This is a genomic window from Halobacterium wangiae, from assembly GCF_021249345.1.
In the GTDB taxonomy this organism is placed as follows: Archaea; Halobacteriota; Halobacteria; order Halobacteriales; family Halobacteriaceae; genus Halobacterium; species Halobacterium wangiae.
The window spans coordinates 1482143-1508319 of record NZ_CP089588.1 but is presented as its reverse complement, the minus strand read 5'-3'; the positions used below and the strand labels follow the sequence as shown (position 1 = coordinate 1508319).

The 26177-nt window shown below is 62.3% G+C and carries 23 protein-coding genes and 1 tRNA gene; 7 read left to right on the top strand and 17 right to left on the bottom strand.

Features of this window, described 5'->3' with window-relative positions; all coding sequences use genetic code 11:
• Positions 1-1761: a nitrite/sulfite reductase gene (locus tag LT965_RS08175; protein WP_232703525.1), complete on the bottom strand. Its 1761-nt coding sequence runs from the start codon at positions 1759-1761 to the stop codon at positions 1-3.
• 42 nt (positions 1762-1803) lie between these two features.
• The gene (locus LT965_RS08170; protein ID WP_232703524.1) at positions 1804-2133 is read right to left on the bottom strand and encodes a DUF8134 family protein; all 330 of its coding nucleotides are present in this window, start codon (positions 2131-2133) and stop codon (positions 1804-1806) included.
• A 240-nt stretch (positions 2134-2373) separates the two neighbouring features.
• Between LT965_RS08170 and LT965_RS16760 the strand changes: the two genes are divergently transcribed.
• Both LT965_RS16760 and LT965_RS08165 read left to right on the top strand, forming a co-directional pair.
• Positions 2374-2487 (top strand): DUF8595 family protein, encoded by a 114-nt coding sequence (locus LT965_RS16760; RefSeq protein WP_489886068.1) that lies wholly within the window; start codon positions 2374-2376, stop codon positions 2485-2487.
• 50 nt (positions 2488-2537) lie between these two features.
• Positions 2538-3200: a DUF7119 family protein gene (locus LT965_RS08165; protein ID WP_232703523.1), complete on the top strand. Its 663-nt coding sequence runs from the start codon at positions 2538-2540 to the stop codon at positions 3198-3200.
• On the opposite strand, the gene LT965_RS08160 is transcribed toward LT965_RS08165, so the two are convergent.
• Complete coding sequence (locus LT965_RS08160; RefSeq protein ID WP_232703522.1) at positions 3192-4427, bottom strand: M20 family metallopeptidase; 1236 nt, start codon at positions 4425-4427, stop codon at positions 3192-3194. The genes LT965_RS08165 and LT965_RS08160 overlap by 9 nt on opposite strands.
• 92 nt (positions 4428-4519) lie before the next feature.
• Here LT965_RS08160 and LT965_RS08155 point away from each other — a divergent pair.
• Positions 4520-4593 (top strand) — tRNA-Lys (locus LT965_RS08155).
• A 176-nt stretch (positions 4594-4769) separates the two neighbouring features.
• On the opposite strand, the gene LT965_RS08150 is transcribed toward LT965_RS08155, so the two are convergent.
• The 8 genes from LT965_RS08150 to LT965_RS08115 form a co-directional block, all read right to left on the bottom strand.
• Positions 4770-5192, bottom strand: coding sequence for a chemotaxis protein CheW (locus tag LT965_RS08150; protein ID WP_232703521.1), 423 nt, complete (start codon positions 5190-5192; stop codon positions 4770-4772).
• A gap of 2 nt (positions 5193-5194) precedes the next feature.
• Positions 5195-6118 carry a methyl-accepting chemotaxis protein gene (locus LT965_RS08145; protein ID WP_232703520.1) on the bottom strand — a complete coding sequence of 308 codons (924 nt, stop codon included), beginning with the start codon at positions 6116-6118 and terminating at the stop codon, positions 5195-5197.
• 285 nt (positions 6119-6403) lie between these two features.
• On the bottom strand, positions 6404-6604 hold the full coding sequence (locus LT965_RS08140; protein WP_232703519.1) for a DUF8123 family protein: 201 nt from the start codon (positions 6602-6604) through the stop codon (positions 6404-6406).
• 54 nt (positions 6605-6658) lie between these two features.
• Positions 6659-7459 (bottom strand): hypothetical protein, encoded by an 801-nt coding sequence (locus LT965_RS08135; protein WP_232703518.1) that lies wholly within the window; start codon positions 7457-7459, stop codon positions 6659-6661.
• 98 nt (positions 7460-7557) lie between these two features.
• Positions 7558-8364: a lamin tail domain-containing protein gene (locus LT965_RS08130; RefSeq protein WP_232703517.1), complete on the bottom strand. Its 807-nt coding sequence runs from the start codon at positions 8362-8364 to the stop codon at positions 7558-7560.
• A 453-nt stretch (positions 8365-8817) separates the two neighbouring features.
• Entirely contained in the window at positions 8818-9411 is a 594-nt protein-coding gene (locus LT965_RS08125) for a hypothetical protein (protein WP_232703516.1), read from the bottom strand.
• 237 nt (positions 9412-9648) lie between these two features.
• Positions 9649-10899, bottom strand: coding sequence for a M61 metallopeptidase family protein (locus LT965_RS08120; protein WP_232703515.1), 1251 nt, complete (start codon positions 10897-10899; stop codon positions 9649-9651).
• Positions 10900-11118: 219 nt separating this feature from the next.
• Positions 11119-11604 carry a hypothetical protein gene (locus LT965_RS08115; protein WP_232703514.1) on the bottom strand — a complete coding sequence of 162 codons (486 nt, stop codon included), beginning with the start codon at positions 11602-11604 and terminating at the stop codon, positions 11119-11121.
• A gap of 747 nt (positions 11605-12351) precedes the next feature.
• Here LT965_RS08115 and LT965_RS08110 point away from each other — a divergent pair.
• Entirely contained in the window at positions 12352-13146 is a 795-nt protein-coding gene (locus LT965_RS08110) for a hypothetical protein (RefSeq protein WP_232703513.1), read from the top strand.
• A 55-nt stretch (positions 13147-13201) separates the two neighbouring features.
• Positions 13202-14302 (top strand): hypothetical protein, encoded by a 1101-nt coding sequence (locus tag LT965_RS08105; protein WP_232703512.1) that lies wholly within the window; start codon positions 13202-13204, stop codon positions 14300-14302.
• A 119-nt stretch (positions 14303-14421) separates the two neighbouring features.
• Here the strand turns inward: LT965_RS08105 and LT965_RS08100 are convergent, their stop codons facing one another.
• The gene (locus tag LT965_RS08100) at positions 14422-15297 is read right to left on the bottom strand and encodes a hypothetical protein (RefSeq protein WP_232703511.1); all 876 of its coding nucleotides are present in this window, start codon (positions 15295-15297) and stop codon (positions 14422-14424) included.
• A 294-nt stretch (positions 15298-15591) separates the two neighbouring features.
• Positions 15592-20091 (bottom strand): NACHT domain-containing protein, encoded by a 4500-nt coding sequence (locus tag LT965_RS08095; protein ID WP_232703510.1) that lies wholly within the window; start codon positions 20089-20091, stop codon positions 15592-15594.
• Between the two features lie 674 nt (positions 20092-20765).
• Here LT965_RS08095 and LT965_RS08090 point away from each other — a divergent pair.
• Complete coding sequence (locus tag LT965_RS08090; RefSeq protein ID WP_232703509.1) at positions 20766-21464, top strand: thymidylate synthase family protein; 699 nt, start codon at positions 20766-20768, stop codon at positions 21462-21464.
• 462 nt (positions 21465-21926) lie between these two features.
• Here LT965_RS08090 and LT965_RS08085 read toward each other — a convergent pair whose 3' ends face one another.
• Both LT965_RS08085 and LT965_RS08080 read right to left on the bottom strand, forming a co-directional pair.
• A complete protein-coding gene (locus LT965_RS08085; RefSeq protein WP_232703508.1) occupies positions 21927-22169 on the bottom strand; it encodes a helix-turn-helix domain-containing protein in 243 nt (80 codons plus the stop codon).
• Positions 22166-22951 carry a hypothetical protein gene (locus LT965_RS08080; RefSeq protein WP_232703507.1) on the bottom strand — a complete coding sequence of 262 codons (786 nt, stop codon included), beginning with the start codon at positions 22949-22951 and terminating at the stop codon, positions 22166-22168. The genes LT965_RS08085 and LT965_RS08080 overlap by 4 nt, the downstream gene beginning before the upstream one ends.
• Here LT965_RS08080 and LT965_RS08075 point away from each other — a divergent pair.
• Positions 22946-23119, top strand: a complete 174-nt coding sequence (locus LT965_RS08075) for a hypothetical protein (protein WP_232703506.1) — start codon at positions 22946-22948, stop codon at positions 23117-23119. The two genes, LT965_RS08080 and LT965_RS08075, sit on opposite strands and share 6 nt — an antisense overlap.
• A 529-nt stretch (positions 23120-23648) precedes the next feature.
• Here the strand turns inward: LT965_RS08075 and LT965_RS08070 are convergent.
• Together LT965_RS08070 and LT965_RS08065 are read right to left on the bottom strand one after the other, a co-directional pair.
• Positions 23649-25901, bottom strand: coding sequence for a hypothetical protein (locus LT965_RS08070; RefSeq protein ID WP_232703505.1), 2253 nt, complete (start codon positions 25899-25901; stop codon positions 23649-23651).
• A complete protein-coding gene (locus LT965_RS08065) occupies positions 25898-26113 on the bottom strand; it encodes a hypothetical protein (protein ID WP_232703504.1) in 216 nt (71 codons plus the stop codon). Before LT965_RS08065 ends, LT965_RS08070 begins: the two co-directional genes overlap by 4 nt.
• Positions 26114-26177 lie beyond the last annotated feature (64 nt).

Below are 26177 nucleotides of genomic sequence, written 5' to 3'. Positions count from 1 at the left end.
TCAGTCGTCCGCCGAGATGGTGTTCCCGTCGCCGTCGGTCGGTGCGGGACTCGCGTCCAGGTCGTCCTCGTCGGCGTACGGGTACCAGGTCAGCTTCGTGTTGTGCATGTAGGGGTCCTCGTAGTCCGTCTCCGCGGGGTCCGCGAGGTCACCGAGCGCGTCCTCGTCGTGGCGCGCGACGAACTCCCGGAACGTCTCCCCGCCGTCGCGTTCGGCCTCGAACGCGGCGAGCAGGTTCTGGATGTACCCCGGCACCTCGTCGGCGGCCACGCGCAGCTCCACCCAGTCCGCGAACTGCGGGTGTTCGCCGAGGCCGCCGCCGAGACCGACGTCGAGGGCCTCGACGGGTTCGCCGTCCTTGCGGGTTTTCATCCCGCGGAGGCTGACGTCCGCGATCTGGGGCTGGGCGCAGGAGGCCGTGCAGCCCGAGAGGTGGATGTGGAAGTCCGTCACGCCGTCGGGGACGTCGACGTGCTCCTTCAGCCAGCGCGCGTAGCGCACCTGGCGGTTCTTCGTCTCCACGATGGACAGCGAGCAGAACTCCGTCCCCGTGCAGGCGATCGAGCCGCGCATGAACGGGTGGGGGTCCGGCGAGTAGTGCTCGAGCAGGTCCTCCGCGAGGAAGTCGTCGAGGTCGTCCTCGGGGACGTCGGTGACGATGACGTTCTGGCGCTGGGTCAGCCGGACCTCTCCGGAGCCGTACTCGTCGGCGAGGTCCGCGAGTTCGAAGACGTCGTCGACGCCCTGCCGGCCGACGAGGACGTTCAGCCCGACGTAGTAGTTGCCGTCCGGTTGCTCGTGGACGCCGACGTGGTCGCCGTGCTCGTCGCCGCCGGCGTTGTACGTGTACTGCTCGCGGAGGTCCTCGCCCGCTGTCTCGAGGTCCCAGTCGGCGTACTCCTCGTCGAGCACGCGGCGCACCTTCTCGGCGCCCCACTCGTCGACGAGGAACTTGATGCGGGCGTTGAAGCGGTTGTCGCGGTCGCCGTGGTCGTGGAACAGCCGCGTCGCCGCGTCCGCGATGTCGACGACCCGCTCCTCGGGCACCCAGATGTCGACGTCGCGGGCGAACCGCGGTTCCTTGCGCGCGAGGCCGCCGCCGATGCGGACGTTGAAGCCGAGTTCGCCGTCCTTGCGTGCGGGTTCGAACGCGAGGTCGTTGATGTCGCCCTGGCCGCAGCCCTGGTCGCAGCCGGTGACCGACACCTTCCACTTCCGCGGGAGGTTCGAGTGGTCGTCGCTGCCCTTGAACGTCTCGTGGAGTTCCTCGGCGACCGGCCACGCGTCGAGGTGCTCGTGGGTGTCTTTCCCGGCGACCGGGCAGCCGACGATGTTGCGCCAGGAGTCGCCACACGCCTGCTGGGCGGAGAGGCCGTCGGCCTCCAGTTTCTCGAAGATGTCCGGGACGTCCTCCAGTTTGATCCAGTGGAGCTGGATGGACTGGCGAGTCGTCCAGTCGCAGTAGGCCGCCCCGAATTCGGGATTGTCGACGGGGCCGCGGGCGTACTCGTCGGCCACCTCCGCGACGGTACGCAGCTGGCCCGGTTCGAGGACGCCGTTGGGCGTCCCGATGCGCAGCATGAAGTACGACTCCTGGCCCTTCCGCTGGTGGTACAGTCCCCACCACTTGAACCGCTCGAACCACTCGTCGTGTTCGTCCTCGGGGATGGCGTCCCACCCCTCCTCCGCGAACCTGAACAGGTGTTCGCGGATCTCGTTGCCGTAGATCTCGTCCTTCCAGCGCTCGACGTCCGTGGCCATACCGTCCAGTCGGTTCTCACCCTTACCAAGCCGCGTTTGGTGTCAAGGTTCCCCGCGGCAGGGCGACCGCGGCGAAGTTCGCCGCGACCGCCGGACGCCCGTCGTGACCGCGAAGCCGTCGTCGGTGACGCGCCCGACCGGGAGCCACGGCGTCGTCCCGGCCTCGCCGCAGCTCACGCAGTGCCCGGTCACGCGAGCGTCCACGCGGCGGCCGTCCGCACCGACGTCCACGAACGCTTCGACCGCCAGCCACGCCAGCGGGCACGCACAGAACGAGTCCGCGACCGGCCACACCTCGCTGGCGCCCGCCGCGCGGTGGTCGTTCACGCTCACCCACGCGGCGTCGTCGAGCAGTCGCAGTCGCGTCGCCATACCACCACTCGGGGTGGCGTCCCCCTCCCCTCGTCGGCGCGGGCAACGCCTGCCAGTCGTCACCGACACCGTCAGGGCTCGCCGGTACCGGACAGCACTGGCGGGCGTTGCGGGGGAAGCGACTGTTATGCGCGACCCCACCGTAGCGGGGTGCATGCCAGAACGACCGCGCGGCCGCCGCCAGCACGCGTCCGCCGACGTCGCCCCGGAGCTGTTCGTCCCGACGGAGGGGGACGACGAGTGAGCGACCGCACCGACCGCGACGACGACCACCTCGCGGACGTCGAGACAGGCGCCGGCTGCACGGAGATCTGGGAGTACCTCTCCGAGCGCCGCGAGGAGCGTGAGGAGTAGCGCCGCGAGGAGGAACAGGGGTTTTACGCGCGCCACTGTTACTGAGTGCCATGACTGAGGACGCCGGACGACCACCGACGGACCGCGAGTCACCCGTCGGCGAACCCGTCGTGCGCGGCGACGAGCGGGTCACCGGCGACCACGCCAGGGACGCCGTCGCGTTCGACCCCGACGACCCCGACAGCGTCGTCGAGGCCGCAGAGACCGTCGCCGCCTTCGCGCGGAACGAACTCGCGGACAGCCACCTCCACGTGCTCCGGGGCGCCGCGGCCTGCGCCGCGCTCGTGCGCGCTGAAGGTTCCTACAAGGCCGCCGCCGAACGCGCCGGCGAGGGCGTCGGCGTCTCGTTCATCCGGAAGTGGGCGCGCGTCCACGACCTGCCGCGGGCGGTCCGCGAACACGTCGCCCGCGGTGCCATCCCGCCCTCCGCCGCGAAACACATCGCGCGCGTCGACGGCGACGACCGCTACCTGCTCGCGTGGGCCGTCGTCGACACCGACCTCACGGTCCGGGACGTCCGGGCGGCCGCCAGCGACGTCAACGACGGCCGCGACGTCGAGCACGTCCTCGAGGACCTCGGCGTGACGCCCGGCGAACTCCGCCTCACGCTCCCGCCGACGGTGTACCGCGACCTCCGGCGCCACGCCAGCGACCTGGACCGCGACCCCGACGACGTCGTGGCCGACGCGCTCCGGGAGTACTTCTCAGAGTAGGCGACGCAGCGCGTCCGCGAGCACGTCGACGGCCACCTCCACCTCCCGGAAGTCGACCGTTTCGTCCGGGAAGTGCGCCTGCTCGATGCTCCCCGGACCGAAGAGCACCGTCGGGATGCCGGTGTCGACGTAGTGGCGGGCGTCAGCGCCGTAGGTCACGCCCCGGGCCTCGGTGTCGTCGAGGCCGTTGTCCGCCATCGCGCTCTGGACCGCTCGCACGACGGGTTCGTCCGGGTCGACCTCGGAGGGTTCGAACTGGACGGAGAACCGCTCGAACACTGGCGGGTGCTCGCGGAGCCACTCGCGCTCCGCGACGACGTCGGCGAGCGCGGCGTCGAACTCGGCCTCCACCTCGGCGACCGTCTCGCCGGGCGCGACGCCGATGCGCCACTCCGCGGTCAGCGACGCCGGCACGGTCGACGCCCAGTCGCCCGCGTCGACGGTGCCACAGACCACCGGCCACTTCGTCGGGAACGACTCGTACAGCGGGTGCGTGACCCGTGCCTCGCGCTCGGCCGCGAGGTCCTCGAAGGCCGCCTCGATAGCCTCGAAGTGGGGGAGCACGGACTCGCCGCGCCACGGCGTCGCCGCGTGCGCGGACCGCCCAGTGACTCGGAGGCGCTTCATCAGGCTCCCCTCCGAGGCGACCACGGGCGTGAGGTCCGTCGGCTCCGCGATCACCGCGGCGTCGCGCTCGAAGGGGTAGGGGTTGTCGAGCGCCGCGGCCGCCGCCCCGACGCCGCCCTCCTCCTCGCCAGCGACGCCCTCGACGACCACGCGGCCATCCAGGTCGCGGTCCGGTCGCCCGCCCGCGGCGAGTCGTTTCGCCGCGAACACGCACGCGGTCAGCCCGGACTTCATGTCCGCGGCGCCGCGCCCCGTCAGTTCCGTCCCGTTCCACGTCGGCTCGAACGGGTCCGACGACCAGACTGCGCGGTCCGCCGGCACCACGTCGAGGTGGCCGTTCAGTACGACCGTCGGCCCCGCGTCCGGGTCGCCGAACTCGAGGACGCCGCCGACGCTCGGGCGGTCCTCGGTGTCGATTTCGCGGGGGTCGTCCGGGAACGACGGGTGGGCAGCCAGGCGGGCGGCGTCCGGTTCCCACACGCACGTCTCGAAGCCGAGTTCGTCGAGTCGCGACCGGAACCACGCCGCGGCGTCGGCCTCGTCGCCGGTCGTGGACGCGAATCCGACCAGCCGCGACGCGAACTCCTGGAGGTCGTCCATGGGAGAGGCGTCCACCGACGGGCGCCTAAGCCTTCCGGGCGAGTTCCGGCGATGGTAAACGTTTAACGTCGCGCCAAGAGACGTGGAAACGAGGGCCGGTAGCTCAGTTCGGCAGAGCGTCTGGCTTTTAACCAGACGGTCGCGTGTTCAAATCGCGCCCGGCCCGCTTCTCTCTGACGACGACCGCGAGCGACCGCCGTGTCGCTCGCGTCGTTTCGTGGTCGTGTCGCGGGCAGCGATTTGAAGTACGGAACGAGCGACCAGCGGGAGCGAAGTTCCGACGGTTCAAATCGCGCCCGGCCCGCTTTTCAGTGACCCGCGACGAAGAGCGAAGCGGCCCCCTCAGAACGCCGAGGGGTCGAGCCAGACGATGAAGCGGTCGTCGTCGTTGCGGACGACGCCGCGGGCGAGCGAGCTCTCGACGTCCTCGTTGATCTCGTCGAGGTCGAACCCGATGACCTGGCTGACGGAGTCGACGATCCAGCCGACGGGGTTGGCGTCGTCGCTCTCGCTGTCGAAGACGACGACGTGGTCACCGTCGCCGTCGCCGTCGGTGTCGAGTACCTCCTTCGGGTCGACGACCGTGGTCGTGCGACCGCGCAGGTCCATGACGCCCGCGACGTGGGAGTCCGTCTCCGGGAGTGCGGTGACCGTCTGGTCGTAGTCCACGATCTCGTCCACCGCCGTGATCGACACGCAGTACTCCTGGCCGTCCAGCTGGAACGTCAGCACTTGCTCGTCCCCCTGCGTAGTGGTGACGGACATCGTCACTCGGTCAGGTTGTTGACGGCGTCGTCGATGTCCTTCACCATCGCGGTCTGTTCCTCGACGGCGGCGGCGATGTCCCGCGTCTCGTCGCTGACGTCGGCCGCGTGGTCCGAGGTCTCCCGGACCATCGCGGACACCTCCTCCGCGCTGGCGGCCTGCTGGTCGCTTGCGCTGGCGACCTCCTCGATGCCGTGGGAGACCTCGTCGACGGCCTCCGAGATCTCGTTCAGCGTGTGCATCGCCTCCTCGACCTTCTCGAGACCGTCCTCCACTTCGTCGGTGTTCGTCTCGAGGTTCTCGACGGCGTTCTCGGCGTCCGTCTGGATCTCCGAGACCATGTCCTCGATCTCGGCGGCCTGGTCCTGTGAGTCGCTGGCGAGTTCCTTGATCTCGTCGGCGACGACCGCGAAGCCGCTGCCCGCCTCGCCGGCGCGTGCGGCCTCGATGCTGGCGTTGAGCGCCAGCAGGTTCGTCTGGTCGGCGATGTCGTTGATGACCTCGGTGATCTCGTCGATCTTCTCGACGCCGCGCTGGATCGTCCGGACGTCCTCGGCGACGGTGTCGGAGGCGCTCTGGATGCTCTCCATGGCGTCGATCACTTCGTCGGCGGACTCCTGGCCCGACTCCGCACTCGCGCGGGCTTCCTCGCCGGCGGACGACACCTGGTCGGCGGAGGCCGCGACCTCCTCGATGGCAGCGCTCAGCTCCGACACTTCGCTGGAGACCTCCGCCATGTTCTCCGCCTGTCCGTCGGACAGTTCGGTGATTTCGTCGATCGAGCTGGCGATCTCGACGGAGGACTTGTGCAGTTCCGCCAGCGATTCCTGTATCTCGATGATCTCTTCGTCTGCGTCTTCGTCGACGTCGGCGACGACATCGTCGTCGATATCGTCCTCGATGTTCGTGGTATGGCTCTCGGCCATGGTACCCGGTGACAGGAATGTTGTAAATACGTTGTCCCGACAGGTTCACATCTGATAACGGCCTGGAAAATCTAGGTGGAATCCCCTGAAAGAATCCCCCACAGCGGAACGAACCCCCGACATCCTACGGTAAGCGTAATTGACAGACGGAGTGCGAAACGCCCTCGCCGCCCCACCTACGTTTCATTTCCTTTACCATGCCCTACAGGCGCTATCGGACGTGGGGGACGACGGGCCAACTGCTCGCTGGTCGTCGCGTGGGAGTTTCGCGGAGAACTGGCAGGGCTACTGCGTGTGCGTGAGCCAGGCGAGACCGACACCGAGCGCGACTGCCGCTAGCGCGCCGAGAATCTGGAGTACGGTCACTGCGCCACCGGCGCCGTACTGCCACGGCATGCCGACGAGCGTGCCGAGACCGACCAGCGCGACGAACGCACCGACGAGAACGCCGAAGACGTCCAGTCTGTCCGCGAACAGCTGTTGCATGCAGGAGGCGTCGCCACGGAACACGTTAACGCTGACGAAAACGGAGTCCCCGGGTCAGTACCGCGAGGGCATGAACGCGAGCATCACCAGCAGCGCCGCCGCGGAAGACGCCAGGATGACGATGCCCCAGAGGCCGTTGATGCGCTCGTTGAAGTACGTCTGGGCGTCCACGTCCTCGTCGTAGTCCTCGTAGTCCGTCGTCAACTGGAGGACCGGGGTGCCGTCCTGCTGGGCGAAGTGGGCCCGGTAGTCGGTGTCACCGATGGAGGTGTTCTCGCCCTCGCTGAACGTGAGCTCGTTCGTCATCGGTGCGAACCACTCGATGGTCACCTCGCCCTGGGCGACGGACGCCACCGAGGTCTCGTTGTCGTTGCCCTCGTAGTCGATGGCGTCACCCTCGCTGAACTCGTGGACCGTCGGCTCGGGGAGGTACTGGTCGCGGGGCACGAGCGTGCGGTTCTCGCCGTCCTCGATGACCACGTACGTCGTCCCGTTCTGCTCGATGGTCTCACGGTCGACCTCCTGTGCCTCCTCGAGCCTGAACGTCGACGGGTCGGACTCGTTCGGGATCACGACCGTGTAGTTGGCGCCCTGGTAGGCGACCGTGTCTTCCGCGCTCCAGGTCTCCGTGTACTGGGCCGACTCGTTCGTCCAGTTCGCGGCCGCCGAGCTCTCGGTGACCTCGCCGAACGCGTACTCCGTCCCCCCGATAGTCCGCGGCTCGTTCGATGCGACCGTGTAGTCCGGGTCGTCCAGCGACACCTCCGGCTGCTGGGCGGCGCCGATGAAGGCGAACGAACCGGCCGCCAGCAGAACGAGGAGAGCGACGGACACCGCTGCAGCACGTCGTTGCATACTGGAAGCGTGTAGAGGGCGGCGTATAATCGTTACTTTCCGCGTCCGAGCGACCGACGGCGGGCGTCCGGGGCGCCGCGGCAGCGCGCCGTCGCTGGTCAGCCCTCGTAGGAGACGCGCAGAACGCGCTCGCCGGTCGGCGTCTCGACAGTCACCGTGTCCCGGAGGCCGCCCCAGACGGCGTCGTCGGCGTCCCAGTACCGGTGGTCCGCCGTGTCCCGCCCGCTCCCGCTGTGGAGCGTGACCTGCTCCCCGGGCGCGAGCGTAGTTCCCTCGGGGAACCGGTAGGACCGCCCCTCGTCGTTGTGGACGGTCCACCCGGAGAGGTCGAGGCGCTCGCCGCCGTCGTTCTCGAAGACCAGGTACTCGTCGTCGAGGTCCCGGCCGGTTCCCGGCTCGGTGCCGTGGATCTCGTCGAGCACGAGGCCTTCCGTCGCGTCCGTCGGCCCGTGTTCGGTGTCGGCCGCCGATGAGACCGACGCGTCTTCCGGTTCGTCGGTCTCGCGTCCGGCCTCGCTCCCCGCGTGGTCGTACGCGACCGGTTCGTGGTCGCCGGTGTCGCCGGTCGCCACCGGCTCGGTGTCCCCGCCGGACGGTTCGTCGGGTGGCTCGTCGTCACGACCGATCCCGACTACGTCACGGCCGACGACGTCGAAGACCGGGTTCTCCCGTTCTCTCGGCTCCGGTGGCCGGTAGAGGACCACCTGCTCGGCGTCGTCGAAGCGCTCGAAGAACGCGTCCCACGAGGTGGCGTCCCCCGCCCCCGGCGGCGTCTCGATGCGGAGTTCGGTGGTGTCGTCTGGTCGCTCGACGACCCGCGGGCTCACACCGTGGTCGTCCGCCAGCTTCCGGATTTGGTCGTGGGCCGTTACAACGCGGAACGTCGCCTGTGTGTTGTCAGTCATCGTTCCGCCTCGAGTCCTAGTACGGCCAACAGCGACTTAGCCTGTTGGCTGGTTCGCTGGACGGACGGGGGTGGGGAGAACCGGGTGAATTGCTCACTCCCTGAAGTCGGGGAACTGCTGGCCGCTGACAGTGATGTATCTCGGGGAGATCGTGGAGCGAGGGGCAGACCGGGGAGTGGTCGGTGCGCTGTCGCTACGCGGGCGTCGCTGTTAGAGTTTCTCTGCGGTGCGTTCTCGAGTCAACAGCGTAGCGGTCGCTGTCGTCTCTGGTATCGCTGAAAGCCAAGGGCCCGATCCTAGCCGAACCCTTACAATCCATCTCCCTATTGGTAGCATCGTGACCAACCGAGACCCGGCCGAGATCGTCCTCACCATGTCCTCTACGGGCTAACGGACGACGGCATGGTGGTCCTCGAGCACGCCTAACCTTGCGGAGTCGCCAATTCCGTTTGGTCACCCAAGCAGCTCTTCCTCAGACACCTCCAGCATCCGTTTTGCCTGCTGGGGCTTGTCGATCAACGCCTTCTGGTAATATTGGGTGACGGCATGCCGAACAATATCTCGGCGTGCCTCCTCGTCAATCACATCGTCAATCATCTCCCACGGAAGCTCCATCAGTTCGTCCACAGTGAACTCGCCTAAATCTTCGATTTGGGCCCTTGCTTTCTGCTCGAACTCCGCCATGATCTCTTCAGCCTCTTCTGGGGACACGCTCAACTCATCCCCGTCCAAATCCTCGATTTCGTCCAGAACCGCCATTACTTCTTCCACCGTCACGTCGGAGTTCTGGCCAAGTCGCTGGACGATCTCATACTGATGCCGGATCAATCTGGCCACTGGGACCTCGTCCTCCTTGGGGGGTGTCGGAAGATGCGTGAGGTGGAACGCGAGCCCGGCAGCCACCCGGGTTGTTCCGAGCGTCTCGCCGTCAACCATCCGCCGGACTGACAACGGAAACGGGTCAACCTTTTTCTGCAAATCGACTGTGTCTGGTTTCAGGGCCTCTATTTCGTCCAGATCAATCCTCCGCGAACTTTGTACGCTCACGCCCGTCGACCGAACCTCGGTCAATAGGTCCTGTACCTCTCGGTGCCACTCCCGAACCCGTTCCATCCGAGCCACCCGCCGCTGATGGAACCAATCGGCAACGCGCGGGCCAAAATACTTTACCGCTACAAGTACTGCGCCACCGGCCGCAGCTTGCGGTATAGTGATTCCTAAGGGGAGCGCCATTTGTCAGCCAATAGTTATCAACGTATAATTAACCCACTGGTCGTCGCGGAATCATTCCTCTCGGGAGACGATTACCAGAACTGCCACCAATACGAACAGTCCAAGCCAGAGCAATACGGGGCTATCCGATATTCGATATACCTTGCCCTCCAACGTCGTAACAGCGACATCCTCCCCTGGCCGCGGAATTTCCGAACCCCGAACGTGCCCCGCTAGCCATGGATCCATGTGCTGGCCACTGACATTGGCCACCGTGTCGGCGAACGTTGAGTACGTCACAGTGTCGTTCTGACCGATACCGCGATACTGGTTCATCAATCGGAATACGTCCGCCAGAGAATTGTTACCATCCGTCGCTCCACGAACCCGGTAGTCGAGGGCTGCAAGAACCAATGCCCCATTTACGTACTCGCTGTTGTCGTGCCAGGAAGTGTTGTTCGCCAGTACTACGTCATCCCTCGCAGCCCGGCTTGCGTCGACCAGGAACCGCTCATACTCCGCCCTCGAAATCCGATTCTGCTCGTAGAGCAGGCGGTATTGGTAGTACATTGCGCTCGCTTCGGTGAACCACTCCATCTCCGGATCGAGCGCCATCCCCTGTCGTGTGTGAACGTACTCATGGATCCACATGCTGCCGGAGGACGCGCTCTCGACGGAGGCATCATCATCAACTACCATATCTGGTCCCACAGCGAATCCGCCACGGGACATCTCGTTCGGAGAGGCGATTGCTGTGACCACGGTATGCCGGTATCCTACGTCTAATTCCTGGGCGGTACCGGCGAGCAATTCGAGGAGATCCTCCGGTGGCAAGGAGAGGCTGGCTGCCTCCGGGATAACGAGGCGAATCTGGTGGCATTCGGTAGCCCTCTCGTGGACGGTCACTTCACCGAGGAAGACCACATTCTGCCCGGCGACCCCTTCATCCGCCGGCTGGGGATTGACGTGGGGCTGGAAATGCTCTGGGAGCGGCGCAAGCGCCCACGTGTCCGAATAGCCGTAGTCGGCTGGCTCGTTCACGTTTGATTTCCCCGGTGGCGGACTGGTTTCGTTGAACGCAAACGTGATCGATGGCCGTCGTGTCGAATGATCCCAGGAGAGATCGTAGTCATACTCGGTTTGGTTCGAGAACCCAGTTTTCGAGACCAAGGTCGTGTCCGGCGGCAGAGACACTTCGAAGGGAGCGTCAGAGAGGTCTGTCAAATGGTAGGTGATCTGAACACGGTTCTTGTTCCCCACTCTTTCGACGGAGGCATTGATCAGGTTCTCGGGTTTTGGTTCCGAAAGCCCCGAGGTAGTCACACAGGAATCCGAATCGGTGGCATCTAAAGCCCTAGCGGGGGCGGAGGCCGTTGAGATCAGTAGAAGGAGAACTATCGTAGTTCGAATGAGCGGAGCGTACAGACTTTTCCAAGAACGGCCGGTTGGCATAGACCAGTGGGACCGCCCTAACATAGGAAGTAGATCAAACGGGGATAGGGACATCAAATAGGATTGCAGGGGCCTCGCCAATAAGGCCCATCAGAAATCGAACATCCCCCCACTCGAGTTCTGCCGACTCGGGTCACTCCCGTACTTCTCGCGCGGTTTGTAGATGAAGTGGACGGGGGACTGCAGGCCTATCGAGTCACGCTGGATTTTGTTTTGGACCCGGCGCCAACCATCCATATCGTCAATCCCGCAAGCCACGACAATGACCGACTCATACTCCTCACGCTGATCGTCGATCTGACCCTTGAGCTTTTTTGTTTGACTGTTTGAGAGGTTCCGTTTCATCTCGATTCCAATCTGATCGTTAATCGCAAGATCGGCCCGCGACATTCCACGTTCGGTGGACACCTCCACACCACCGCCACCACCACCGAGAAGCGTGCCGCTACTATTGAGGGCCTCGTCAAGATAGTCCTGCAATTCGCTCTGGAACTTCCGTTCGTGGTCGTACTCTTGGCTCGGTATCCACTGTTCGATTGCCTGTACAACTTCGTGATCGGAGACGCCTCCTATCATGCTTTCACGGCTGCCCGGCCGGAGGTAACCCATTTTCCAATGCGGTGAATAACCGCGTTTGGTGGTGTCAAGTTCCGGTGCTTTTGGCAGATATCTTGGTAGTGAATTGTAACCACGTTAAAACTAGGGGACCCATTGCACTACTACTCATCTACCCCGTAACCCCGTTCAACTGGTCTGATAGTGGAAGGAGACACGTCCAGGGGAAGCCACACATAAACAACGATCGTTCTCGTACACCCCTTCACCCACTATTGAGCCTCCAATCATACCCGATTACAAGCGGCGGTCCACTGCACGGATTGGAACGTTCCTTTAACTCATTCTGTCACCCATGGTGTGTACTAATCGCCCCTATCCTTTTCGACAGTCTGACGAGAAGGTAGGCGTTTTCGTCAAGCAGAACACTACCGTAACGAGCTTCTCAGCCGTCTACCCCAACAGGTCGTTGCGGTTTTGCACGACCGCATTCGACTAGTCGGCGAGTTTACAGCAGAGCTTCATCTTCCTCTCGTACGTCCAGCAGTACCACAGCTAGGTTGGGCCGGGCTCAGATAGATTTCAGAGGGGCGTACATCGCGGCGGCGTCATCTTCTGACTGTCGTCGCGTTCGGACGGCTATCTGCTCCCAAGTATAGTTTCACCCCGGTTGCGGAACCTTATAGGCAGCCAGCTACGAACGGCAAACAACCTATGGCGTGGATGCGGACCTGGTGGCAGCGCTACTGGACCTTAGGGGGGCTCTCCATGGGGCTGAGCATCGCCACCCTCGTAGCGTTTGACCGGTTTGCAGTTGACGAGAGTACCTTCCTTGCGATTTTCATCCCGGCGACGGTCGGGGTGCTCGGCAGCTACGGCCTATACCTGAAGCGGCGTGTCGATAACACCCGGCGATTGCGGAAGGCCCTCCGGTCCGAACTGGAGGGGATGACCTGGGTTCGCGCCTGGCCGTCGGACGGCCAAGGTGTCCCCGTATTTGACCCAGTCCCATCGCAGGTGTACGAGGGGAACGCCGACGCGCTCGGATTGCTCACGGATACGGAAGTGACGCATATCGTCGAATTCTACAGCCGAGCGGAGGTTACGGGTGAGATCCTAGGTTATCACGGCGATAGAAAGATTGAGGCCGACACCAGTTTCATGGGTCAGGACCTGGGCGAGGGCGACCGCGAAGACGCGATTGAGAAGGGTCTTGACCGGCTGGCGTTGAGCTATCAGCGGGCGTTGCTTACCGTTCAGCAGGAGTTAGATGAGACGGAGCGGCAGATCCCGGCATTGTCGACGGGCAAGGTCGTCACAGAGGACCATCCTGTGGTTGAGGACCAGCTGGTACTGTGTGCCGACTACGGGCTGCTGGTGCAAGACGAGGAGGACCAGATTCAGGTGACCGAGAAAGGGGCGGCGTTTTTCGAGGGTGAGCTTAGTGCGGCGGACTTGGACAAAGAGTACGATGTGCTGCGGCGGGATGAAGGCTGGACCGATCGGGTCAAGCGCGGTCTCGTCGGCCTGGTTGGGGACGCTAGCGCCGGCCAATCGTCGTAACGTCCGGCATTAGTGATGTATAGACTTTTCCGATAACTCCGTGTTGTCCGCCAGTATGGCCGTGGCAGACGATGATCACTACGTCCTCCTCCTTGCGCTACTCATGGCCGGTCTTGTCCTTCTCATGGCCGGTGTTGCCGTCCGCGTGTTCTTCGGTGCGGCTGGCCTGTCCATTCTTGACCTGGTAGTGTCGGCGATTTTGACAGCCGCCCTGGTCGTGCTATACTTCCGGCAGACTGAAATCCTGGATTCGCAGCGGGCACTCCTCCGGCAAGAGCAGCAGCGGGAGGCACGCCAACAACATACGGAGACGCTTCGGGACCGCGTACGGTGGTGGCACGGAAACCCGGACCGCAAGCAACCGGACGACCCACTGGATACGACTGGACTGAACCTGCCGACCGTCGAAGCCGCCTCATTCCAGTCAGCACCGCCCCGCGAGACCGTGTACTCAGCAGAAGAGGAGTTTCAGGTCATCCCGTATGACTTGGCAAACGATCGGTATTTCCAAGATCTGTTGGAGAACCATGCAAAGGACCTGAACGACCAGAAAGAGACGATTGAGGAGCTCCACGACCGGTTTGTATCCTACCGGGAGGCATTCGCAGAGACCCTTGACGACGGACCCGTTCGTGAGATGGGATCGTACCGGCTTGAACCGGATGACTACTTCGCGGAGTGGCTGTTCGAGTTCCTCGTGAAGTACGAGCGCAACATGTTGGAGGACTTTGACGAGGTGAAGGACCGGATGGTTGATGAGCTTGAACGAGGGACCACCAAGCAACGGTCAGATGCACCGCAAATCTGGGTGCGGGCAGCGGTCACCGCCACCCGTAACAGGGCGGTATACGCGGCCGTTTTCGAGTCCGCCGAGCAGATGGAACCCCAGGAGCACGAATCGGAGGCCAAGGTCGCAGTCCAAGACATAGTGAAGGGGTACATCAACGACATCGCGTCCGAGTACCCGATCGACCAGATAGAGGAAGCGGCCGAGATCCTCGCGAAGGCTGAGGAGGAAATCCGAACGCTGGAACATCTGCTGATCGAGTACGACGGACGGCCGATTTTTCCGGAGAACTGCCAGTATTTAGAGGAAGTACGAAGTGCGGAGCTAGAAATAGATTCGAAACGTGCCGGCGCTAACCTAGAAAATTAGTTCTCCCCATACGGGTGTGGCCGCTCAGTATTCAAGCCCCGAGACGATATAGACCGTCCGAAGCACCGGGCGACAGGCTGGACCGGCCGATTTACCGATATCCCTCAACCCCACTGTATTCACTCCGACCCGGCCGTCGATTCTTCGGCGGCATCGTTCAGAAAGGTATCTTGGTACTCACCATCAACGACCCGATGTGCTCGGATTTCGTAGTTTAGGTGTTCTTGGGCATACTCCGAACGTTCGGGTGGGTCGTCCACGTAACGGAAGCACTCAACAAACATTGTACGAGGACGCAACTCCTCACGCTGGTTCAGTTGGATTACATCTACAGTGCCCCAGATGTCCCAGTCCGTCTCCTCGACATAGCGTTCGATCAGCGTGTCCAGATACGCCTCGCTTCCCTCATAATTGGCCGCCCCACCGAGCTCAGCGTCGTAGGTGTCAGAATGGGCCGACGGGTCCGTCAACCGAGACGGAACTACCGGTGCAGTCACACCGTGCTCATCTAACGTCTCTTCGACCTGAACCCGAACCTCATCATCAGCATCCGGTGAAAGAACTACCCGATTGATCAGCGCGCCCATATCTGCAGACAGATTGATATGTCCCGGGTTGTCAGGCCTCGCCTCGGGCGGTATTTCGCGGCCGTCTGTCCGTAGTAGCGGGTTACCACCGCGGTTCACGACCACCCGGAACTCCTGCTCGCTATCGAACTCCCGGTGTTTGAAGAAATACAGCGTGTAAGGGATTCCAGTCGGAGTGAAGTCCTCCTCGTAATCCAGATATCGAACGATTCCCATATGGACGTCCTCCTCATTGGGAGCAACGTACTGCTCAATCTGCTCGTACGTGGTCTCGATCGCCACACCTCGTCCATCAGCGTATCCTTCCCAGATCTCCGAGTCCTCATCCGTCCCGATCCGCCAGCAGTTCGCGTAGTAGTTCGCACGGGCATCTCTACGGGCCTGTTCAAACCCGCTAGCGAGGTCCATCTCCTCGCCGTTATTCAATGTGACCGACTCAGTCTGCGCCGAGCGCTGACGTTCACGCTCGCGAGCCGGGTCAGAAGCGCGTCCTTCACGCTCTTCGTACCCGTCTGCTTGGCCAGCCCGAAACCCGTTTTCAAGCGTTGAAGCAAAGTGGCGTAGTGGCCTATACCGCCGAATGACCATCTGGTCCGATGGAATCATCCACTCGGTGCTCTTTCCGGTGACTGGACGGCGTGAGGAATCTCCTGACGTCATTCATCCATACTTGTAATTCCACTACTTAATAAAGAAGCGAGGTTATGTGTGTTTATCTAAAAACTGTTCTGCAGTATCGTTTCCGTCAGTAAAATAGGCTTCCGCGATATCTAACGCGGCTCGCCGCACGTCGGGGGTCTCGTCAAGCCCGGGTTGGAGGAGTCTTGCCGTAGTGTCCGAGAACGAGGTTCCATTCGGTCGCGATTCCTGATCCATCAGTTCGGTATAGACCTCTATGACCGTGATAGGGTGGTCTCTGGCGTGGTCTGCAAGGTATGATTCGACGAGTTCCCATGCGCGTCGCTCGTGGGCGATGAACGGAGCAGTGTCGATGAGGAGTGAGGTGAGGTTGTCGAACGCGACTCGGTCTTCGATAAAGGGTAGCCACTCAACAAACCACTGAAATTCGGCGGCGTACGCCTCAGGGTCGTCGGCCTCGTCAAGCCGCCATTCCCATAGTGCCCGTACTTTCGGCCAATTGTCTCGCAAATCTTCGTTGTCTTCCCCCCACCGCCAAATCTGCCATGCTGCCTGCCGTGCCAGGTCCGGCTCCTCCTTGGCGTAGAAGTAGGAGAGAAGACTTTGCGGGTTGTTGAGGTCTTCGAAGTCATCGAAATACGCAATTAGCAGGTGGCGTGCTAGTCCACGCTCGACATCACGTGTTGCAGTGTTCTCGTTCGCGGCAATCAGATCAATCCCGTGGTGGTAGCAAGGGCGGAGATGGGGGAACATCGTCTCGTGTGGAGAATTGAACGCAAGGTATGCATCCCAGACTGCGGCAAAGCGGTTCTTGGCCAGTATAGTCTGATTCCGGGGGAACAGCGTGTCGAAGTTGTCAAGGATGAGGTCATGATCGAAGTTCCAGATAGTGTTCAGCGATCGGCCGATGGTTGACCGGGTGGAGAGGGACCCCTCCTGAATTTCGCACTCGATCTTTTCTCGGACATCGTGTTCAAACCCGGACTCGTCTTCTTCGGAGTAGCCTTCGTATCCACGGCGGTTCGCGACCCGGACCGAGTACACGATGATAGCGGATAGTGCGAGCGGCCGCACCGAGTTAATGGCGGTTTGCGCGGGATTGTTGTATCCTGCATGGCCTTCCGGTGGATGTTCCCGTTCATCGGTAGGGTTGGGGTCTCCGAGCTGTATGAAAAGGATCTCCTTGATGCGGTCGTTGTAGTTGAGGACAGATTCGAGGTCGTCGGTACTGTATGCCTCTTGGAATAGCCGGGCGACATTCATGCGGGCTGGCTCAGACCACTCGTCAGGGTTGGTGGCCACTGTCTCGCAGAGGTCGAGGATCGGCGTCCAAGGAAGGTCCGTTGGGAGGGACTGTGGATCGCTGTCAATTTTGTCTCGGAGACCACGAAGCAACTCGCTTACGTAGATGGAGGAAGCGTCCCGCAGTCGTGGGATCTCATCCCGAAACTCTGTTAATTCCTCGAGAATGCGGGGGACGACGGCTTCAGCGAGTCCGCGTGGGCTGACCTCGGAGAGGCCTTCCCCCTCTCGTTCGTTCCAGCCGGTGGCTTCGAACTGTTCATCGATACAGTATTCGATCAGGTTGCTCGGGGACTTTTGCCATATTTCCTCCTCTGAGAGCGAGCTTTCTTGGGAGACGAATCCGCCGCTAGTGTTCACAAGCGACAGGACGTTGTCCGGTTCCCCATATTCGTCGATGAGGCTCTGGAGTTCACCCTCCTGTTCATCCGCTAGCCAGTCCCTGATTAGCCAGAGGCGGTCACGGCGCCATCGGTTGATCGCGATTTCGGCAAGTTCGTCGGCCGTGTAGTCGTCGGTGCGTTCGCTTCGCTGCGCGGCCGCGTCCTCAAGTGACTCTTGCACGGGAACATTAGCGATGATTTCGGTAACCTGTCGGCGGTCGTCATGAGATAGTACGTCGATGCCGTCGCGTAGGAGGCGGAGGAAGTCCTCTTTCGTCCAAACTTCGGCGTAGTTCGTTCTATCGAGGAGTTCGTTAGCGACGAGGCCGGGATAGTGGTCTTTGTGTTCGTTAAGGAGGTATAACCCTAGACGGCGGAAAACGGTGATGTCGTCAAGATACCGGGTGAGCAGTTCGGCACGAGCCTCATCCTCGGGGTCTTCCTCAATCCAGTGTTCCAGGGCTTTCCGGTGGGCCTGGATGAGGAATGCTTTGAAATCGGTCGTAGTTTCGTTGGCGAAATCTGTCCCCGCGATACTGGTCGTTATCGGTCCGACGACCGCGTTGGTATTCTGGTCCCGGATCTCGGCTTCTGTCGATACGGCTTCGTGGAGGCGTGCCTCCAGTATGCCGATTGCTTGTTCGCCTTCGGCTCGTACGAGTGTTTCGAGGGTGTCCTCTAGTGCCGATTCCAGGCTATGGAGGCGGGTGATTGGTTGGGCTTTATTAGCCTCTTCGGAGGTAGGCTGGCGTGGTTGAAGGAGTGCGTTGAGTAGGTCTAGTCCAGCTTTGGTTTCACCAGCTTCAATAAGTTCTTGGAGAAGTTCAGTAGCTTGGAAATCGTGCCAGTCGGGTTGGGATTCCGTGAGGGACGCTGTCACGACATCTGTGAGTTCAGCGGCGGTATCGAACGGAAGTTCGCGGATGACGGTGACGACCAAGGCGCGTGAGTGCCGATCCTCGGTCTCGATTGACCGGATTATCTCTGCAACGGTCTCTGGGTGGTAGGGCGCGAGTTCACGGAGGTAGCCGAATAGCACGCTTGGTGGGTTTGTATAGTCACCTCTCTCGTGGAGGGTTTCCGCCCACGAGACGTCTGTTTTGCTGTCAAAGAATCGGTCGTATAGCGTCTCCCGGTCCTGGAGGTTGTTCAGTATGAGGTTTGCGAACTCCTCGTTGCTGGAGATGTCCCAGGTCTTGATTTCGTCGAGAAGTGTTTTGGCGGTATAATCGCTGAGACCCTCCTCTTCGTCAAGCATTTCTTCCAAGAACTGTTGCGCATGGTCCGCGGTGTCGGAGTTGACAAGGACGTCACCGAGTTGGGCGGTTGTCGTTGCTTCGCTCCGCATGTAGAGCACAAGCATGAACCGGAAGATGTCCTTGCCGAGGCGCTCATCAAGTGCTGATGTCACGTCTTGGATTGTCCGGTTCTCTTGAACGGCGTTCCAGGCGTAGATGTAGCGTTGGAAGTCGAGGTGGCGAAACCGGTATTTTCGATTCCCTGGTCGATTGGTAGCGACTTCGATGACGCCCTTGTTAATCAGTCGCCTGTCGATCCAGTCTTCGCTGGTGCCGACGGAAAATATGTTGAGTCCATCTGATGGGTCTTCTATCGCTTCCGCCGCATAGGTAGTGAGGCGTTTGATGATGTCATCACCGCTGCGCGTACCATCATCTGGGTGGTCTTCGCGGCCGAGTTGTTTTCGGAATTTGTCCCAGAGCGAGACATCGCCGGTGACACCACTGAAGTCGACCCCATCCTGGGCAAGCTGGGAAATGATGTCAAGATTTTCGATCTTTCGGCCGAGTTGGACCAGATCATCGGGGTCTTCACCGATCAAGTTCTGGATATAGGCCTGGGCGTCGGAGGTCTTGAGGAGTCCGATAGACACCGGAGGAGTGAACGATTCAACGTTGGTTAGGGCTTCATATTCAGGGCGGGCATCAAGATCGTGGTCGCGGCAGGCAAATGCGACAGAGACATTCTCAAGTTCTGCGGTTTGCAGGATGAAATCCCGGTAGATGTTCCCGGCCTTACGGTCGATATCGTCTAACTGGTCGACGATGATGAGAACGGAGTCATCGACAGCAACCTGGTTGATGGGACGTTCAACTCCTTCATCGAATCCGAGGGATGTCGAGAGTTCGATGTCGTTCCGGACCGTCGAGTAGGTGCTGGCGTCGATGAACAGGACGTGCCCGTTCCATTCTTGGGCCACATCTGCGAGGACACCGCTTTTTCCAATTCCGCCTTCCCCGGTCACTGGTACATTGTCCCCACTTTCGAGCTGGTCGCGGATGCGATCTGCTTCTGGTCTCTCGATATGACCGATCCCGTCAATCTTGGTTTGGATACGGTCTAATGCGCTATCGGTTTCATCGGAAAACCGTTTCCTAATGGACTGAAGGCTGGAATAGCGGGATTTTAGTGTTTGCCTGTTCCAGATGGTTGTCAGAAGCGTTGCGATACTTAAGATTGTGGCCCCAGTCGCCGCCTCGATGGTTGTATATGCTAACGGCGTCGTCCGCAATGAATTCAGTGCGGGGTAGAGGATGAGGATCGCAATGCTTCCCAGTCCGAAGTATATTGTTGCGGAGATGAGGATTCCGGTAAGACGCCTGAGTTTTTTCTCGGTTGTGTACCGTGCGGCATCGCGGAGAAAATACAACAGGAGTACTATACTAACCACGAAGCCGCCGCCGAGGACGACGTAGGCCCACGCCGACTGTGATATCTGAGCACCGATTACGCGGAAGCGAAAGACAGTAAGTGCGACTATCGCCGCGATTCCTCGAACGAATACGCTGCTTGGGAAATCAAGCTCCCCGCCAAAGGTGGTGTATTCGAGGATCACCTCCTTCAAGCGGGAGAGGCCCATTATTATCCAAAGTCTTCACCCCAGTGTTATAATATGTATGGTACAGTGGGCCGAACAGAGGTCTCGCACTGGACGACTCCCAGTCTGTATTGGGTCTCCGTATCTCGTACGCGATTCCTGACGATTCTCCGTGGGTCGTCGTGGACGTGCAAGATGCAGTACGCGTGTCATTCATGGTCAGGGTCGTTCGTAGCCTCCGGCGATGCGGAGGTGGTCCTATTCACCGGTTTGGTGAGGACAAATCCGATCGGTGCTGGGAACGATTGTCGAGTTTTCCTTTGACCGGGCTAGGGTCGCGCGCCGGGTAAGACGGGAGATGTTAACGGAGTATTTGGAGATCGCCCCCTTGTAAAGTTAGTGACTTGACATTCGAAATATCCTGAATCTTTATAAATGGTTTAGTACGGTTTTGGATTTACGCAATGAACTAGCAGCCTCTTTTCAAAGAGGACGCCGGATCGCTCAAAAACCACCATTTGATGAGTTCTATATCAGTCGCCACGACTGTCCAGAGGGGCAATCCTATATTCTACACCTAGTTTACTCTGGATAGACAGCGTGGCCCCTAGGGGCTACGCCAATAATCCCCCCGGACAACATTTGTCCACCTAAATTCTATTCCAGTTTTGGTCGGAATTATTAAGTTCGAGTAGGACTTCCTACACAAGCCGACGATGTCAATCCTCCAGACCGGTGTAGCTGCCGAGAACTTCACCGACACGTATAGCCACGGACTCGATATCGTCCGCAGCAACGACCCCCAAGCATTGACGCTGAAAACGACCGACCCGGTGGCTGACCCTACAGCCATCCCAGAAGCACGAACGTCGGAGCTCGACAAATGGCGGCCGGCGCTTAACCTCGGCCCCAAGTTCAGCGACATTGAGGACGTTCAGTTGAACAGGACCTCGGAGAAGACGGGGGGCAACACAGTCGCAGACTGGGTTGAAGACCGCCTCAAAGAACAGCTTGTAGACAACTACTGGGACCGAAGTGCGAGCGATATCACTGATATCATTCAGAAGGGATTGAACGGTTACCCCGGTGCTCGCTACAATTCGCTGATCGTGAACCTCTTTTCAGAGCACGATCTGCAGCAGGCGCTATCTGCCCCAATTGGTCCGAATACCCCGTGTGTGACTGAACTGCAGTTCACGCCAAGCCAGGGGACGCTACATCTCCATATCGCGCTTCGGAGTCAGTTCTATGGGCTGAAGGGGCTCGGGAATCTGGTCGCAGCGGGGGCCCTCCTGGCCTTTGTGGCGACGAAAGCGGACTTTGAGGTAGGAACCGTTCGCGAGGAAGTCCGCAACGTAACAGCTTATCATAGTTCGGGGCCGGCGAACGTCAACCGAATCGCCAACCATCTCTGAGGGAGTGCCAGCCGCCAATCCGGTGGTGAGGAGTTGGGGGTAGGGGCAGGTAGCACCGGGTTGGCTGTGAGGCCCGCGAGGCCGTGAACGAAGATGCGTTCGAAGAGACATCCCCCTGCTCGCGGAGGTGCTTAGTTGCGACTGCCGTGGCCTGAGGAGGCTAGGGTGTTCTTCGTCGACGTGACGGCGGCACATCCGCCGGAAGTACTTGACCAGAGAGACGTCCGTGTTCGAGACGAGGCGACCGCCCGTCAGCTCACCACTCCCGCAGCGGGATGGTCCCCAGGCGGTGGCGGTCGTCGGAGAGATCGGCGCCGCTGCTGGGACTGAACTTGTGTGCACCTCTCATTGTGGATGTCCTCGAGGAGAGAGCCGTGGCTGGAGTTCGTCCCCCTTCACCGCCCCAGGCTGAGGCATCCGGGCGACGTGCAGTTCCGTGGCCTTTTGATTGGTGTGTAACATCTAAAGGGTGCGGGAACTCGCTACTTTGATGACTACCTGTCTGAGGTCGCCGGATTTCCGGTCGACAGAGACGTAGTCGTCATTCTGGAGTGTATCGAGCGCTCGGTCGAGCGTGCTCTCGGGGAGTTCTGTGGCCTCCAGTAGGGCTTGGCAAGTCAGTTTCTCGTGCTGATCGAGCACATGATAGACGAACTTCGCGCTCGGCGGGAGGTCGGCGAAGCCGACCGGCGGACTGTTGCTCACACGTCCGACCCCCCGTCGGGCGGTCTCGTCCCGGCCGTTTCCCAGTCCCAGACCGTCGACTCACTCTCAGCCGCGCTGCCCGACGCGTCCTCACCGGCGTTCATGGGTGTGGCGGGCGCTACAGGGTCGCGAATCGCCAACGATGCCGTATAGAACTCCCATACCCCATTGTTGGCGGTATCAGGCGAAAGGTCCGCCACCCCACTTGTCGGGAGGCCGTCGTCCGCGTACAGCGTCGCGCCGTGCTCGTCCTGGCCCTCGAGGGCCTGAACCGCGTCGAGGTCGTGGAGCCGTGAGAGAGTGTTGCGGACGTGCTCCTTGCTGCAACCGACGACGTCGGCGAGCTCGCGAGCGCTCTTCGAGGAGTGGGAGTCCCGGAGTTCCTCGACGATCTCCCGCTGGGTATCAGTGAACGTCCACTGGATGCCCGACACCTGGAGGTCGGCGAATCCCCGAGGCATGGCGTCGGTGCGGACGAAGACGGTGGCGTGGGAGTCGGGGTCCTCGGGGTTCCGTACGTACCGGCCGACGGCCTGCGCGGTGTGGTTCTCCCGCACGGAGGCAAGAATCTCTGCAGCGCTGTCGGCATCGGGACCGGTGAAACCCCGGCCGTGAGCGCGTTCCTCCTCGCCGTCGATGTCCGTGGTCTCGGGTTCGGCGTCGAGGTCGAGTTCTGCGAGGAGGTTGATGACGTAGTCGTCGCCGGGGTCGATGCAGCCCTCGATGAGGGCGATGAGCTCGTCGGCGAAGTCGTTCCGGCTCTTCTCCTCGCCATAGTGCATCGTCTTCTCCTCGACGTCGTCGACGCCGGCGTGCTCAAGGATGTCCTGAAGTTCGTGCTCGACGCTCGCGGTGGTGATGGCCGTCCGGAAGTCGTCGCCGTACTCCTTGCGGAGGTGTCCGATGAGCGCTTCGACCTGCTCGCGCTGGAAGTACTCGCCGCTGGCTAGCGGCCGTGTGGCGTCGCCGACCTGAACGACGCGGAGGCCGCGCTCGTAGCGCCGCCAGAGCTGTCGCTCCTCGGGGTCGAGGACGCGCGTGGTGGTCGATATGGGGGAGAGAGTTCGCGGCCCAGACGGGCTGGCTCGGGTGCGCGTCGAAGCCGATAGTCGACCGGGTCTGGCTCAAGTCCGGCGCCGTCCGGATCGTCTGGATGGTGTTAGACTCGTCGAGGACGAGGGCCACCCACTCGCGGTTCCAGCTGTCGTCGTCGTGGGCTTGGGCATCGAGGCGCGGCGGCTCGTGGGGCGTCTTCCCGACGCGGCGGCCGTTCACGCGTTCCTCGGCGAAGAACGCATACCGGGCGAGGGCGGGCGCAAGGGTGTGGGCGTCAGGGTTCTCGAAGTACCAGTCACGGTCGGGCTCGTCGCTGAGCTGGTCGGCGAGCGCGTCGGCCTCGCGGGCGGCGTCGCCGGCGCCGCTGCTCGTGTTCGCGAGCGCGATGAGGCCCTCCCAGGTGGAGACGATGGCGCCGATCTCCTACAGGTACGCGGAGACCGCGCGGCGGACGCGGTCCTGGTCGAGGTCCGCGGTGAAGTCCGGTTCCTCGTCGATGACGATGTTCGTCTGCATCCGGAGGCCGGGGACGTGCGCGAAGTTGTGGGTCGCGATGATGACGTCGAGCGTCTGAGAGTCGCTGTCGCGGAGCGAGCGCAATTCGTGCCACTGCTCAATGGCGTCACAGGTGCCGGAGTTGCCCTCGTCGAAGTCGCCCCCCTCCTCGTCGTAGGTGGTGGGTTCGCTGCGGCAGCACGGGAGTTCGATGCCCTGGTCGTTGTGCTCCTCGAGGTAGGTGTGGGCGTGACTGAACGGGATGCCGCGGCCCTCGCACATCATGGTGAGCCACTCGCTTGCGGGCTGACCGTCCATGGTGATACCGACCTTTTCGTCGTCCTCGGCGGCCTGCCGGGGGTCGTGGTCGCCAGCAGCGATGGGGCACGCCTCGTGGCGGCCGAGGAGGACGAACTGGTTGACGCCGTCGGCGTCCGCGGCGGTCGCGGCGGCCTCGTTGCGGGCGTCCCGGGTCTTCGAGAGGTGGACGACGGGCTTCCCGCCGGTGATTTTGTCGTAGCGGCCGGTGGAGTTCCACGCCGTCGACGTGACGGTGGGCGTCTTCCCGAGGCTCGTGGGGGCGTCGACGACGGTGTCGTCGTTGTTCGCCATCGCCTCGGTGATGGTCGCGAAGAGCTCGTCACGGGCCTCCCGCGTGGACGGCCAGTCGAGGCCGCGCTTCTTCGCGGCGCGCTTGCGCTCGGGCTGGGTGAGGTGGTCGAGCTGGCCGATGGGGAGTGCAGACACCGGTTCGGCGCCGACGTCCTCCCCGTCGCTGTCGATAGCGGCCTCGAGGAGTGGGTGGACATCGTCGCGGTCGTGGGCGTCGGCGTACTCAGAAGGGTTGAACTCGGGGATGTCGAAGCCGAGGGAGCGGAGGTGTTCGATGCCCTCCCACCAGAGCTGGCCGGAGGCGGCACGCGGGGAGGCGTCGCTCGGACGCATCTTCCCGATGTCGATGAGCGCCATGACGACCGGGCCACCGTAGCCGCCGGTGTCCTGCCAGATGCGCTCGTCGACGATGTTCGCGGTGCCGTTCGAGGACTTCCCCCAGATGGGGACGAGCGCGCGCTTGCCCTCGCTCGTCGAGGCGTCGTCGTTCCAGGAGTGGACGATGGTGCGCTCGGCGACGGCGCGGGCGTCGATGCGGTCGAGCGCGGCGAAGACGTCCCGGATTTCGTCCGCGGTCTCCACGGTCGTCGTCGCGCCGGGCTCGTAGTCGTCGAGGTCGTAGTCGTCGCGCGCGGTGGAGAGGTCCTCGCGCTGGCGGGTGGCGACCTCGTCGTTCGCCTCCAGGAGCGGCTTGAGGACGTCGGCGTTCCACTCACGGACCTCGGTCGGCGTCCCAGGAACGTGGTGGCCGGTCATCACGCAGACGCGCTTCCCGGGGTAGATCTCGATGCTCGGGAGGTCGTCGTTGGCGCCCCACGGCGCGTCGTCGAGTTGCCAGGCGGCCTGCTTCACGCCGTCGGGGAGCTCCCCGCGGTAGATGGCGTGGGCGCCGGCGTCCGACTGGGAGATGTCGGCGTACGTCAGCCCGAGGTGCTCGAGGGTCGCGACGAACGCGGGGTGGATGTCGCTGGTCTCAGGATCGCGGACGTCGTCGCCGTCGACGTAGACGTAGGGGTCGTCGGGCTGCTGGAGGAACGCGCGGCCGTCGAGGCGGGGGTCGTCCTCGGCCAGCGCGACGGTCTCGCCGTCGACGTAGTTCTCGGTGAGCCTCCACTTCCAGCGGGCGTCCTCATCGACGTCGGCCTCGGGGTGATCACGGTCGGCCCACGGAGCGAACGGTTTCTTCGCTACATGCCCCATCCACTGCTCGCGTTCGAGGAGTTCCGCGGGCCAGGTCCCCGAGGTGGGCGTGGCGAAGTCGGCGGCCTCCCAGCGCTCGCTGGATAGTGATGCCTCTCTGCGGGCGGTTTCGTGTGTACAAAATCCGCGCTCGGCGTCGTCTGTTTCAAAATCGTCTGCGGTCGCGCTGCTGTCTGCGTCTTGGAGGGCGAGCTCGGGAAAGGCACCCCCTTGCTTTTCGTGGAGCGTGCCGGCATCGACGGCGCCGTCGACGAGCGCCACGGGATCGTCGACGAGGTCCTTGTCCTGGAGGACGTCGAGGACCTCACCGTAGGTGGGCGGGTCGGCTTCGTCGAGGACGGTCTCCCACTGCGTCCGGGAGAGCGTCATGGCGACCACCCGTAATCCTCAAGCGTGGTCTGCCCCTCCCGATTGGGCCGCCGGTCGTCGTCCGGGGAGGGGACGTTCTCGGTGACGTCTTCGCCGATGGGTTCGTCGTCGACGACGTCGACGGTCTCACCGTCGCCACCCCAAAAGGGGGACTCGGTGATGTACTGGACGGTACCGTCGAGTGCCGGGCCACAGTAGGAGTGCCCCGTCACGCAGGACACCCCCGGCTGTCGGTGGTTGCATCGACGGGAGAAGCACCCTCACGCCGTTGGATTG